A 13,936-nucleotide genomic window follows, 5' to 3' on the forward strand; every position below is an offset into this window, starting at 1 on the left:
AATCAAACCTCCTCGTTTTCTTTAAACACCCAAAATTTCGATGTTGCGAACAACAGAATCGTAATCAACCCAACGATGACCAGTAAAATCCACGCTAAGGCTGAAGCATAGCCCATTTTGAAATCGGTAAAGGCTCGTTGATACATGTACAAGGAATAGACTAACGTGCCGTTACGGGGTGAACCCGTCCCATTCGAAATGATAAACGCAGGTGTAAACGTCAAAAAGGCCATGATCGTTTGATAGATCAGATTGAAAAAGATGATTGGCGTCAGGACTGGAACCGTGATATTGAAAAACTGTCTGATTTTCCCTGCCCCATCAATTTCTGCCGCTTCGTAATAATCTTTCGGAATATTTTTCAAACCGGATAAGAAAATCAACATCGACGAGCCAAATTGCCACGCTGCTAATAAAATCAAGGTCATCAACGCTAAGCCAGGACTTTTAAAGAAGTAGATCGGGTCTAAGCCGATCGCCGCTAGCACGCCATTGATCAACCCTGAATCGCCAAAAAGATTCCGCCACATGATCGAGACCGCCACGCTCCCACCTAAAATCGAAGGGATATAAAATAATACCCGATAAGCGCCGCTTAATTTCGATGGGCGGTTGATCAGCATCGCCACTGCTAATGCGACGATCAGCCGTAAAGGGACTGCCAACACAACATATTTCAGCGTAACAGTCAGTGACTGAACAAACTTGGGATCATTCGTAAAAATCGTCTTAAAGTTATTCCAGCCAACAAATTGCGCCTCTGTCAATAAATCATAGTCATGAAAAGACATAAAAAGAGAAATCCCCATCGGGACGATAATAAAAGCAAAAAAGCCAATGATGAAGGGTGAGATAAATAAGTAGCCTGTAACCATATTCTGTTTTGATTCTGGTAATCGATTAAACCAGCTTTTGAGTTTCCCAGGCTCTTTTGCCGTGGGTGATTTTGATTGTAGTTCCATAATTTTCACTTCCTACCTCCTATAGTTGATTACGCTTACAAGTTGATTTTAACGAAGTGCTTCTTAAGAATGAATAGAAAAAAAAGCACAGAAATGTGAAAAACTAGAGGACCTATATTTTTTCCTCCATTGCTTCTCCTAAAAAAACGCCTTTACTGAAAAAGTCAGTAAAGGCGTCGCAGCTATGCTTATTGATAGTTTTCTGCAAAAATTTCTTCGCAGCGTTGCGTAAAGGCATCATAAGTTTCTTCTGGTGTCATGGTGCCATAAGTGATCTCTGCGTACAGCTCTTTAAAGTACGTGTTGATTTCAGCAAACCCAATTGGTGGGATTGGGGATGGATCACCAACGATGTCTGCAATATCATCTAAGAAATCAGAGGACTCTTGTTCTTCTGGTGTCATGTCGGCATAAAGCAATTCTTTGATGGCATCATTGGAAGGAATCCCCCGCTCAGTACCGATGATCTTATTGGCTTCTTCACTATTTACTAAAAAGTCAACAAACTTCGCAGCTGCTTCTTTTGATTCAGAAGCATTCGCGATCGAATAAAAGAACCCTGGTCGATACGCCATCGCCCCGTTTTCTGAGTCGAATGGACGAGCCAAGTTGATTTCGACATCTTCTGCGGCGGAGGCCTTATAGGTCAAGTATTGATTGGACCAAGTCATCATATAGGCTGCTTTTCCTTGTGAAAACGGATATTGATCCATACTGTTGGCATTGCTAGTCACTTCTGCGGTTGGCATTGCTTTGGCTTGCGTAAGATCTGCGATAGCCCCCATAAATTCAATCCAGTTTTCTTTGGTAAAACCGATCTCTGGTTTGCCGTCTGCATCGTATTGGTATAGATCTTCGCCTTTAGTACGTAAAAAGTATTGCAAAATCGTACTGTTGTCATTGTTATCATTCCAACCATAATCACCGGTTGCTTCAGCGATCGCTGCCGTACTTTCTACAAGGTCATCGAAGGTATAATTGCTAAAGTCGATCCCAGTGCCCCCTTGTTCTACCAATGAGGGATTGTAGAGCATCGCCATCGTATTGACAGAAGTTGGTATGCCAAAAACTTTTCCATCTAACTCGCCAGTTGCTAAAATTGATTCTTTGATATCATCGGTTTGAATCTCATTGCCGATAAATTCCGACATATCTGCTAATTGATTTTTCGTTCCATATTGCGCAATGTACTGCACATCCATCTGGATCACATCAGGTAATTCTCCAGAAGCCGCTTTTGTTGCTAGTTTTTTCCAATGGTCATCCCAAGAACCATATTCATATTCAACTTTGATGTCAGGATTTTGTTTCTCAAATTCTTTGATCGATTCGATATACTTCTCGTGTCTGACTTCTGAGCCCCACCAGGTAAAGGAAATCGTCGTTTTCCCATCTGCATCAGCTTCTGAGCTTCCGCTACTATTGCCGTTGTTGCCACAAGCTGCTAAGGTCGCACCAAGAAACAACAAGCTCGCTGCTTTTAAAAAAGTTTTCTTCATTCTTCTACACTCCTTTTTGTTTGCGCTTACAAGGTGATTGTAATGGAAATCCTCGTTAATAAAAATGAAAAAACAAGAGCAAATATGTGAAAAACTAGACTGTCGTTTTTGCTGAAGGCTAAGCCTTCACGGGCAATAGCTAGAAAAAAATAGAAAAACAGATGAAAAATGTAAAAAAACAGACATGCTCTATTTTTTCCAATATACTATGCTATACTAGCGTTGAAAAGGCTTACTTTTCAAAAAACAAGGTAGGTGGAAACAATGAAAAAAATACAAACCGGACTGTTTCGTCTTTTTACGGTAACAGCTTATTTTGCTAAATTAAACCTTTTATGGCTTTTCTTTACCCTTTTAGGGTTGGGGATTTTTGGCTTCGGTCCTGCCACCGCTGTCACGATTAAATGTTTACATGATTTTCGTAAAACTGGCCATGACTATTCAGCTGTTGCCTTCTGGCAAGCCTACAAGCAAGCCTTTCGCACCTTTTCCCTTTTTGGCATCGGATTATTGAGTACAGTACTCCTGTTGTTGTTTAACTTACGGATTACTCATTTTTTCCCGACTGAAATGGCTTGGCTGCGCCCTGTCTATTTACTTTTAACGATTCTCCTCCTTTACACTGCATTCATCAGCTTTATGACCTATGCCAAAGCCGAACAACACGCTTGGAAACAGACCTTGTACGTCAGTATCTTTCTAGTCTTTCGCTACCCACTGCAAGGCCTTGCCTTGTTGTTTACCTGGTATTTATTGTTTCTCTTATTGACTGCCAAAACCTCCTTGTTACTCGTCTTTGGACTAGTGATTTTCTTGTTTTTCGCTGAATTTTTTCATGGTCAGATGATTGAAAAAACCAAACAATTGCAAGCAAAGCGAGGCAGTGTCCATGAAGTCCCAGAAGCTGATCAATCACTTTAAAAAGCAGCCTTTTGAGCGACAGTTACATTTTGTCTTTTTTGCGACGGTGGCAATTATCGTCTCATTGGCTGTTCTCCTGACCTTAGTTTGGCGACAAGTCTACATGGCGCAGCTGAAAGAAGCCGCGTATAAAGATGTCTCGATCATTTCAACAAATATCGCCAAACGTTTAACTGCCGTCGAAACCCTCTCTTTTCGCATTATTGATAGTGCACCGATCCAAAATGGCCTACAAAGGATCTTGGCACAAGATTCCTTGCAATCCTTAGAGGCGATCGACCAAAAGAATGCCTTAAGTGCAGAAATCAACGCCCTCGTACGCAATGAATCAACGATTCAAAACGTCTATCTCTTTACCCCAACGAACGAAAACATGATCAACTTTCTAGCCGAGACCGACCATATCTTTAATGGCCAAACCATCAAAGATATGATCGAGACTTTGCCCGATAAGCCTGCCAAAGGGAGTTGGTTTTTTGCAAAAGACCTTTCTCAAGGTGTCTACCTGCGAAAAATCTATTCAACAGCCGATCTTTCTTTAACCTATATTGGTACGGTGATATTTCTAGTCAATACGTCCTTCTTTCGTAACGAGATCGAAAGTCTTCCCATTGTCTCTGAACAAAACCAATTTTTCATGGCGTATCAGAACCAATTTTATAGTACCGCAAATGACGAGCAAACCCTCGCTGCGGATCAAAATACCTTGCAGCAAAAAATAGGAACCTTCCAGCGATCGATCGGCTCCATGACGTTTGATAATCGCCAGTACTACTATGCAATGGATCGGAAGACGATGCCGAATATGACCTTCATTTATTTACTGCCTGAAAACCAAGTCTTAGCGGATCTTTATAAACTACAAGGCCTTTCCATCGCTGTGAGTTTGCCTTTTTTATGTTTGATTATTGTTGTGATTCGGAAAATAAGCAATCAGCTGACCCGTCCTTTAGCTGACTTGGCTTCGCAAATGGCCGTTCTGCGGAAAACGAAAAAACTGGCCTCTTTAAAGACCCTCGCTGTCCCAGAAAATAGTCAAGAAGAGATCATGGTCCTTTACGAAAGCTACAATACGATGATCGATGAATTAAATGCCTTGATCAAGGACAATTATGAAATGCGTATTTTGTCCCAAGAAATCGAATTTAAGGGATTGCAAGCGCAATTAGATCCGCATTTTCTCTACAATACGTTAGACTCGATCAACTGGATCGCCATTGAAAATCAGCAGTGGCAGATCTCAGAGATGGTCACCTCCCTTGCCTATTTGTTTCGTAAAAAAATCGATACCAAGTCTGACTTCACGACGCTGCAAGATGAGTTAGATATCGTGCATGCCTATATCAATATTCAAAACGTTCGCTTCGGGAAACGGATCGAGTATATCGAAGTAATTTTGGTGAATGACCTGTCCTTTAAGATTCCTAAGTTACTAATTCAACCATTGATTGAAAATGTCTTTAAATACGCCGTCAATGATATGAAGGAAACGTGTCGACTCATCCTCACGATTGAACAACAAGCAACCTTTCTCCAAGTCAGTGTCTCTGACAATGGCCCTGGTTTTAAAGCCAACTTCTCGATTGAAAAAGAAGGCGGCATCGGATTGACCAATATTCAAAAACGATTGCAACTGCATTATGGTGATCAAGCGTCGTTAGCCATCGTCTCCTCGATTCCCTTCAAAAAGACGACGGTGCGCTTTGTGATCCCCTTAAAAGGAGTGAGTGAAACATGAAAAATATCCTCGTTGTTGACGATGAACCCTTGATAGCAAATGGTGTGGCTAACCTCGTTGCTTCTTTTGATTTCCCATTAGTGGTCAAAGGAATTTACACAGACAGTGAAGAAGCCTTGGCATTTTGTCAGCAAAACACCATCGACATCGTGATTACCGACATCAATATGCCTAAAGTCAATGGACTTGCCTTGATCAAAAAATTAAAAGCCATCAATCCTGCGATTCAAATCATTATTTTGACAGGTTTTGGCAGCTTCTCCTTTGCCAAAGAAGCGATGGCTTTAGGGGTCAAATTTTTCCTTGAAAAACCTGTTTTTCCGAGCAAGCTTTCAGAAGCGTTGGCTGAGACGATCGAACGCTCTGAACGTCGCCAAATGGAATCTACCCTCTATTTAAAACAACAAATTGAACAATACATCAATAGCTGCGGAGAAGAACCGCTGCCTGAATCGTTCGTTTTTCCATTTTGTATGTACTTATTTGATTCGAAATTCTATCACGCCATCGCTAAGCGGATCGAAAGCTATGAGAACCATCACGAGTTGGTGATCGGTCATCAAAACAAAGTTGGCTATATCCTGAACTTCAGTACGGAAAATACCTTTAATCTCTTTTTTAAAACGAAGGTACAGGCTGCGCATCTAGGAAAAGGGATCGCCATCAATTGCTGGGTCGAAACTCCCGAAAAATTTTTACTCAGTTATCATTTAGGCAAGCGGAACTTGGATAAGGAGTTTTATTTTGATACCTTTGAAGTCATCCAAGAAGCCCAAATCTCACAAGAAAATGTCTATGAAAATAGTCTCTATATGGAATACCGTGAAAAACTTTTGGCATTGATCGACAAAGGCGAACTGACTTTAGCCCAAGTTCTTACGGAAAACTTTTTTTCTACCTGTCGCATGGAGCTTTACCCTGTCCAACTATTGCGGCTGCAGGTCAACGATTTGTTATCGGCAATTTTTGAAAACCATCGCATCAAAAAAGACATTTACTTTGATGACTATTCCCCAAAGATCATGCTCTTGAATAATTGGCACGAACTCCAGTTTATGCTGCTTCACTGTATCGATTTGATGCGGGGCAGCTTAGATGATAGCGAGAACATGCAGCTGTCCCAAAAGGTCAACCTGATCATCGAAGAATATTATGACCATGAAGCATTGTCATTGAAATGGATCGCAGCCCATCTTTTGTACTTGAATCCTGAATACTTAGGAAAAACCTATTACAAAGAAACCGGGATTCGCTTCAATCAAAAATTAGCCGAATACCGCATCCAAAAAGCACAAGAACTGCTGAAGAAAAACTACAAAGTCTACGAAGTGGCAGCGATGACGGGCTTTAGCAATGCGCCTGAATATTTTGTTCAAACGTTCAAAAAGATTACTGGTATGACACCAAAGAAATTTTTGAAGCAACAAGAAAAAGCCCTTCTCTCTTAACGTTTCTTCTATAACGAAAGCATTGTTTTGCTATTTCAACAAAAGAGGTAGTCCGCTCACGAATGTGAGCGAGCTACCTCTTTGACTAACGAGTGATTGATGTCAAACAACTGATGCGACCGTGTTCGTTTTAAGGAATGAGCGTTTTGTCTAGCTTACAGCGTAAAGACTTCCTTTAACTCCTGTGTCACTGGCGAATCATCAGGATTTGTTTCCATGAGTTCTGCCATGTAATGCCACCATTTTTGGTTGATCTCGGTTGCCGCTAACTGCTGCCAGCGGGTTTCATCTTCAATCTCAAGGTAGCCAAACAACGCAAGGGTTTCTGGATCTAAGAAAATCTGGTAGCTTTTCGCCCCGTGTGCTATGAGCTGCTCTTTTAGTTCTGGCCATAGTTCGCGATGCCGTTTTTCATATTCTGCTTCATATCCAGGATGTAGCTTCATCCGAATCGCTTTTTTGATCATCTTTGTCTGCTCCTCTCTTCATTGCCTAAGGTGTTTAACTTAACAAAATGAAACCAATAGTTCAGTAAATGCTAAGACTGTCAGTGATTGCCCGTAAGGCATCGCCGTAATCGCAATGTTTTTGTAGTACGCCAAGTCTTCTCCCATTCCAGTACCGATGGAAACATTTTGGACTTCTCCATCTTCTGCGACTTGTTCGATCAAACCGGCTAACGCTTTATAGGCAACATCTTCCCAAGCTTTGTCAATGTAACGCTTATGAACGGCTTTTAAAATCCCATAGGCAAAACCAGCCGTCGCGGAAGCCTCCACATACGAACTAGGATCGTCTAACAAGGTGTGCCACAGGCCACTTTCATCTTGCATTTCTTGCAAGGCAGTTAGTTGGTCTAAGAGGGTATTGATCAAGAAGCCCCGTAACGCATCTCCTTCTTGCAAGTCGAGAATTTCAATGATCTCAGGAATCGCAATGGTGATCCAGCAGTTGCCTCTTGCCCAAAGCGCTTGTGCATAATTGTGGCGTTCTTCAAAGGTCCAGCCGTGGAACCAAAGCCCAGTTTTTTTATCCACTAAGTATTTGATATGGATCATAAATTGTTGTTTTGCTTCTTCGATATAAGCCGGACGATTCAGCAACATGCCAATTTTCGCCAAAGGCAAAGCAGTCATCATCAAGGTATCGTCCCAAAGCTGGTTGCGATTTTCTGGTCCATAGGTCGCATGCTGCAGACCATTTTCGTCGGTTCGCGGCATATCATGCATGACCCATTCCGCCCATTGTTCAAGGTAAGGCAAGTAACGAGAATCTTTGGTGTCTTCATAAAGATACGCCATTGCCAAAAGCGGCGCCATCGTGTTGACATTTTTAGGCGGCGCGCCTTCTAACATCCGCTGCTCAAACCATTCTTCCACAACTTGGAGCGCTTTAAGATTTTTGGTGATTTGGTAGTTTTTATAAATGCCATATAGTCCCACCCCTTGCGGCCAGTTCCAAATCCCCCAGCTTTTATCATCAACGATCAAGCCGTCAAAGTCTAATAGAAATTCACCATTATCATCCTTGATCGTCGTTAAATTTTCGATCATGCGATCAATTTTTTCTTCCACGACACGTTTTTCCACAAATAACTGTTCTAAAATCACCATTGGGTTCATCCTCTCATTTCTCTTTGATAGATTGATCGTAACACGCTTACATTTACACAAAAATAGCAGTTATTGACACTTTACTATCTATTCTTGTATGATAAAATCAAACGAGCATGAAAGGAGCCAATCATGGAGAAGCAAAGTGCGGACACGATGATCAACGATCGCTTTGAGACCTTTCATATCAAAGACATCGTAGAAGAAAGCAATACCCTTTATCATTACCATAGTTTTTATGAGATTCACTGTACCTTAAAAGGATCAGCGATCTTCTTTATCGATGGCGGAGAATTCCCTTTAGAACCTGGTACGATCATCTTGATTCCTCCGAATGTCTTGCATCGAATCGTCCATCAAACTTCTGATTTTTTCGAGCGAACCTACCTGTATATCAATCCTAGTTATCTCGCTGCCCTCTCCACTACCCAAACAGATCTCACTGCCTGTTTTCGTAGCAACGGCGGCATCAACAGTCGTATTTTATCGATCGATGCCGACCAACTAGACCAGCTATTGCGACCTTTGCGCAAAAAAACGGATAGCAATTATGGCACCGACTTACTTTATCAAAATCATTTGATCGCGTTTTTGATTTCCATCAATACGATTGCCTATCAGGAAAAAGAACCGCTGTTTTTATCCGACTCACTCTATAAAAATAAAGACATTTTGGCTGCCATTACCTATATCAATCAGCATTTGACCGCTGATCTCTCCTTAGAGACCGTCGCCAAAGCCCTTTTCATGAGCCCATACTCGCTTTCAAGGACCTTCAAAAAAGAAACTGGCGTCGCCTTTCATGCCTATGTCGTCAAGAAACGACTCTTAAAGAGCAAAGAAATTTTACGTAAAACCAGAAGCGCCACCGCCACCTTCGAAGCTTGCGGCTTCAACTCCTATACCCATTTTTTACGCTGCTTCAAACAAGAATTTCAACTGACACCAAAAGAATTTTTACAAGAAGAAGCCCAAAATCAGTTTGTTCGTTTTACGCATTTTGCAGGGAAAAAATAGCAAGCCGTTGCAAAGCGTCCACCATTGGCTCGTGTAAAAAAAGAGTTCCTGCTTCCCTGTCCTGATGTTGCACGACACAATACAAAAAGAATGACACATTTTCTCGTGTCATTCTTTTTGTATATTATAAAACTTCCCCATTTGAAGCGATCACTTTTTTATACCACTCAAAGGATTTTTTCTTGGTTCGTTTCAAGGTGCCGTTGCCTTGATCGTCTCGATCCACATAGATAAAGCCGTAGCGTTTACTCATTTGACCGGTGCTGGCTGCTACAAGATCAATACAACCCCAAGTAGTATAACCAAGTAGTTCCACGCCGTCGATCGTCACCGCATCTTTGAAGGCTTGAATATGTTTTTTTAAATAGTCGATCCGATAATCGTCTGCGACAAACCCATTCTCATCAGGGGTATCGATCGCCCCTAACCCATTTTCTACTATAAACAACGGTTTTTGATAGCGATCATACAATTGATTCAATGAATTTCTCAGTCCTAACGGATCAATCTGCCACCCCCACTCAGTCGATGATAGATGTTCATTTTTAATTGATGGAAAGAGATTCCCTGTCGCTTGCGTATAGTCTTCTGGGTGGGCACTGACCGTTCGAGAACAGTAATAAGAAAAACTGACAAAATCAACAGGAGAAGCCGCTAAAATCGCCTCGTCCTCAGGTGTTATTTTGATTGTTAAGCATTCTCGCTCAAATTTTTTCAAGGCATAATTGGGGTATTTGCCTCGGGCTTGCACATCGATAAAGAAATAGCCTTCGCGATCACGATTGATTGCTTCTTGGTAATCTTCAGGTCGGCAAGTATAAGGATAATGACTGCCACCAGCCAGCATACAACCAACTTGATTGGTCGGATCGATTTCATGAGCCTTTTGGGTTGCTAAGGCACTGGCGACTAACTGATGATGCGCTGCTTGGTATTTGATTTCTTGACGATTGTCCCCTTCTTTAAAGACGATCCCGCCACCTACAAAGGGCTGATGCAGCAAAATATTGATTTCATTGATCGTCAGCCAATATTTGACCAACCCGCGATAGCGTTGGAAGACGGTTTCCGCATAAGTCACATAGAAATCAATGAGTCGGCGATTTTTCCAGCCACCAAATTCCTTGATCAAATGCAGCGGAACATCGAAGTGGGCAATCGTGACTAATGGCTCGATTTGATGTTTTCTCAATTCTTTGAAGATTTTCTCATAAAAAAGCAGTCCTTCTTCGTTGGGCGCTTCGTCATTGCCATTCGGAAAAATCCGTGACCAAGAAAGTGACATCCGATACACGTTAAACCCCATTTCGGCAAAAAGGGCAATATCTTCCATATAATGGTGGTACATATCAATGGCCGTTTGGGCTGGATAAAAAGAATCTTCCTGCCATTCCAACATTTCCAGTTCACCCGTAGCGACCTTTGCGCGATCAGGACCAGTTGGTAAGAGGTCGACATTTGATAAGCCACGTCCTCCTGCTAATACGCCTCCTTCTGCTTGATTGGCAGCCGTTGCACCACCCCATAAAAAATCATCTGATAATCCCATGTTATTTCCTCCTAAACTTTGACTACAAGTACTTCCTCTTCTTTAGCTACCAATCCTTCCTTCACAAGTTCGACTGCGGTATATTGTGGTGTATTGGTAACGATGATCGGTACTTGTGTGACATATCCTGCAGCTTTTATCTGCTGTACATCGAACGTCAGCAGTCGCTGTCCTTTTGTAACTTTTTGCTCTGCTTCTACTAACGCATCAAAATACTGACCATTTAGTTCCACTGTGTCTAAACCGACATGGATCAACAATTCAATTCCCGTGTCTGAAACCAATCCAATCGCGTGTTTGGTAGGAAAAACAGCAGCGACTTTTCCATCAAAAGGCGCAATGACTTCACCGATGGGTTCATCGACCGCAAATCCTTTTCCGAGTGCTTCAGAAGCAAATGCGTCATCTTTGACTTGATTCAGTGGCATCACGGTTCCTGGTACAGGATTGATCAATAGGGTATCTTCTAAGACTACTGCTTTCATATCTGGAACATCAATTGTCACTTTTGTTTCATATTTGAAACTTAAGACATAGGTAACGACCGCACTCACCACAGCTGCAATCACCAATGCGATAATGATATTCCAAAAATAGCGCATCGTATCATCACCGATATATAGTAAGACTGCTGGGAGACCAGACGAACCGGTCGCAAAGCGATGCGTATTGGTCAAGCCAGCATACAAACCACCAGAAGCCCCACCGATCATTGCCGCAACTAACGGATATTTTTTTGGCAAATTGATTCCATATAAAGCGGGTTCAGTAATCCCCATGTAGGCAGTAATCGCCCCTGATACCGCCAGCTGCTTAGTCTTTTTCTCTTTCGTACGCAATGCGACAATTGCTACTGCGGTTGCTTGAGCTATGTTTGAGACTAATGCCCCTGGACCAAAAATACTGTCATACCCAAGTTCTGCCATTTGCATCACCCCTAAAGGAGCAATCCCATTGTGCAAACCAAACATCACCATGATTGGTAAAAAGCCCCCAATCAAAACCGCTGGAACCCAGCTAGCATGGACACTTAAGAAGGTAAAGAAAGTTGCCAAATAGCCACCCAAGATACTACCGATCGGTCCAAATAGCGAGAAGGCTAATGTACCCATTATCAAGAATGTTAGCATTGGAACAAAAACCAGTTCTACTGATTTTGGAATCACTTTGTTCAAAAACTTTTCGACATACGATTGGAAAAAAATCACGATCAGGATCGGAATAACTGATCCCGTATAGTTTGCTAATGTAAAAGGAATAACCCCAAAAAAGTGAACGGGTTCGCCTGCTGTGACCAAGGCACCCCAATTAGGATGCATCATCATAGCAGCCACTGAAGCCGCTAAAATCGGATTGCATCGCAATTTTTGTGCCACAGTGAAGGCCAGGATCATTGGTAAGAAGAAGAAAACACCATCTGCAAAAAGATTCAGCATGTAATAGGTTTGCGAATCAGCGGTGATCACATCAAAGACGATCAACAAAGCCAAAACTGCCTTAACCATTCCAGCACCGGACAATGCCGGAATAATTGGTTGAAACGTTCCTGCCACAAAATCGATCACTGCAGCTGCCGGCCCTTTTTTCTCCCCAGGCTCTGACGTCCCTGATGATTGAAGCGAAACCAATTTTGTGACTTCTTCATAGACATCTTTGACATGTGTTCCAATCACGACTTGATGTACCCCTGCGTTATTGATGTATTTGGCAACCCCATCGAGTGCCTCTAGTTCTCCTTGATCTATACACTTTTCATCTTTGACTTTAAAGCGTAATCGTGTTTGACAATGATAGGCATCCGTGATATTTTCTTGTCCCCCCAGATACTGGACGATTTTTTTTGCTAATGATTGATAATTTTCACTCATACATTCCACCCCTAGATAAATTTCAAAGAAAATCTATGTTGTATGTGCTCACCGGTAAAACATACTGTTCTTTCTGCCAGCAATGTACCATTTTTAGAGAGCGGTTCCAACACATTTTCCTAAAGTCGAAATGGATTTCACCTTTTCATTAAATACCGCTCTTTTTTCGAAATTTATTCCACGAAAAGACCCCGCACTGCCTTGACGAAGCCAGGAGAAACAATGGTATAATTTACTCTATGAATGCGACACTTTTGAATTGTGGCAATCAAAAACAATCGATGGGCGCACGCCATAGAATAATCATGTAAAAAATGGCGGCATAATACTCTCTTAAAATTACTGGAACTGCAGCTTCTTTCCCCCAAACCGTTGAAGCACCTCATAATGGAACAACGATTCAGCATAGCCTGTTACGAACGGCGATGCTGCGTTGGAATAAAAAAACAGGCGAAGGGAACGAAAAAAAATGACAAACGCACAACAAGCAATTCCTCCAAAAACGATTGTCTTTAACGAAAAAGCTTTTCAAAAAACGGATCAAACGATCATTCGATGGTTAGGAAATTCCGGCATTCTTTTAAACAGCCGGGGTACTTGTATCATGGTCGATCCGGTCTTAGAAGGATTTGACCTGCCGTTACTGATCGATCTGCCAATCAAACCGTCGGCAGTTCCTCACTTAGATGCGGTATTGATCACCCATTCGGATAACGATCATTACAGCATTCCGACAATTGACAAATTAGTTTCTGTTACCGACAGCTTTCATGGACCCAAGTATGTCGCCGAACTTATACAAGAGCACTTTCATGTTGCTGCCCAAGGCCACGATATCTATGATTCATTCACCGTGAAGAATTTGACGATTTCTTTAACAAAGGCGTATCACCTTTGGCAAAATGAAACGACAAAATTTGATCGTGTCTTCCAAATTGAGGACTATTGTGGCTTTTGGATCGATACACCTGATGGCTCCTTGTGGATTCCTGGAGATTCTCGTCTTTTACCAGAGCAATTAGAGATGCCTCAGCCAGATGCGATCTTGTTTGACTTTAACGACAACGCGTGGCACATCGGCTTTGAGAATGCCGTCAAGCTGGCAAACACCTATCCGCATGCTGAATTGATCCTCTCCCATTGGGGAACAGTGGATGCTCCGCATATCGATGCCTTTAATGGGGATCCTGAAGCTTTGTACGATCGGATCGTCAATCCAAAGCGGATTCGTCTTGTCGCTGCCGGTGAGCCTATCGAATTGAAATCAACCACTCCTAACAATGTACAATAGGGAAAAAGGACCACACCATATTCGGTGCGG

At 42.1% G+C, this 13,936-nt stretch carries 11 protein-coding genes; 5 read left to right on the plus strand and 6 right to left on the minus strand.

All coding sequences use genetic code 11. The annotated features are described in order from the left end of the window. Positions 1-2 precede the first annotated feature (2 nt). Together IGI96_RS03340 and IGI96_RS03345 are read right to left on the minus strand one after the other, a co-directional pair. A complete protein-coding gene (locus tag IGI96_RS03340) occupies positions 3-962 on the minus strand; it encodes a carbohydrate ABC transporter permease (RefSeq protein WP_016608843.1) in 960 nt (319 codons plus the stop codon). A 188-nt stretch (positions 963-1,150) separates the two neighbouring features. Beyond that, positions 1,151-2,461, minus strand: coding sequence for an ABC transporter substrate-binding protein (locus tag IGI96_RS03345; protein ID WP_086337950.1), 1,311 nt, complete (start codon positions 2,459-2,461; stop codon positions 1,151-1,153). Positions 2,462-2,725: 264 nt separating this feature from the next. Between IGI96_RS03345 and IGI96_RS03350 the strand changes: the two genes are divergently transcribed. Genes IGI96_RS03350 through IGI96_RS03360 form a run of 3 tightly spaced genes read left to right on the plus strand, consistent with a single transcriptional unit; the run spans position 2,726 to position 6,568 of the window. Continuing rightward, a complete protein-coding gene (locus IGI96_RS03350; RefSeq protein WP_010749870.1) occupies positions 2,726-3,382 on the plus strand; it encodes a DUF624 domain-containing protein in 657 nt (218 codons plus the stop codon). Continuing rightward, positions 3,351-5,120: a sensor histidine kinase gene (locus tag IGI96_RS03355; protein WP_086337949.1), complete on the plus strand. Its 1,770-nt coding sequence runs from the start codon at positions 3,351-3,353 to the stop codon at positions 5,118-5,120. Before IGI96_RS03350 ends, IGI96_RS03355 begins: the two co-directional genes overlap by 32 nt. After that, on the plus strand, positions 5,117-6,568 hold the full coding sequence (locus tag IGI96_RS03360; protein WP_005234181.1) for a response regulator: 1,452 nt from the start codon (positions 5,117-5,119) through the stop codon (positions 6,566-6,568). Before IGI96_RS03355 ends, IGI96_RS03360 begins: the two co-directional genes overlap by 4 nt. 155 nt (positions 6,569-6,723) lie before the next feature. Here IGI96_RS03360 and rhaM read toward each other — a convergent pair whose 3' ends face one another. Next, positions 6,724-7,035 (minus strand): L-rhamnose mutarotase, encoded by a 312-nt coding sequence (rhaM, locus tag IGI96_RS03365; protein ID WP_060791390.1) that lies wholly within the window; start codon positions 7,033-7,035, stop codon positions 6,724-6,726. A 39-nt stretch (positions 7,036-7,074) separates the two neighbouring features. Then, complete coding sequence (bglB, locus tag IGI96_RS03370; protein WP_086337948.1) at positions 7,075-8,181, minus strand: beta-galactosidase BglB; 1,107 nt, start codon at positions 8,179-8,181, stop codon at positions 7,075-7,077. A gap of 132 nt (positions 8,182-8,313) precedes the next feature. On the opposite strand from bglB, the gene IGI96_RS03375 reads away from it, so the two are divergent. After that, positions 8,314-9,198: an AraC family transcriptional regulator gene (locus IGI96_RS03375; RefSeq protein ID WP_086337947.1), complete on the plus strand. Its 885-nt coding sequence runs from the start codon at positions 8,314-8,316 to the stop codon at positions 9,196-9,198. A 124-nt stretch (positions 9,199-9,322) separates the two neighbouring features. Here IGI96_RS03375 and IGI96_RS03380 read toward each other — a convergent pair whose 3' ends face one another. Continuing rightward, complete coding sequence (locus IGI96_RS03380; RefSeq protein WP_086337946.1) at positions 9,323-10,747, minus strand: 6-phospho-beta-glucosidase; 1,425 nt, start codon at positions 10,745-10,747, stop codon at positions 9,323-9,325. 11 nt (positions 10,748-10,758) lie between these two features. Further along, positions 10,759-12,615, minus strand: a complete 1,857-nt coding sequence (locus IGI96_RS03385; RefSeq protein WP_086337945.1) for a beta-glucoside-specific PTS transporter subunit IIABC — start codon at positions 12,613-12,615, stop codon at positions 10,759-10,761. A 469-nt stretch (positions 12,616-13,084) separates the two neighbouring features. On the opposite strand from IGI96_RS03385, the gene IGI96_RS03390 reads away from it, so the two are divergent. Next, positions 13,085-13,906 (plus strand): MBL fold metallo-hydrolase, encoded by an 822-nt coding sequence (locus tag IGI96_RS03390; RefSeq protein ID WP_086337944.1) that lies wholly within the window; start codon positions 13,085-13,087, stop codon positions 13,904-13,906. The last annotated feature ends 30 nt before the right edge of the window (positions 13,907-13,936 follow it).

Source organism: Enterococcus sp. DIV0421, assembly GCF_051713745.1.
Lineage (GTDB): Bacteria > Bacillota > Bacilli > Lactobacillales > Enterococcaceae > Enterococcus_D > Enterococcus_D casseliflavus.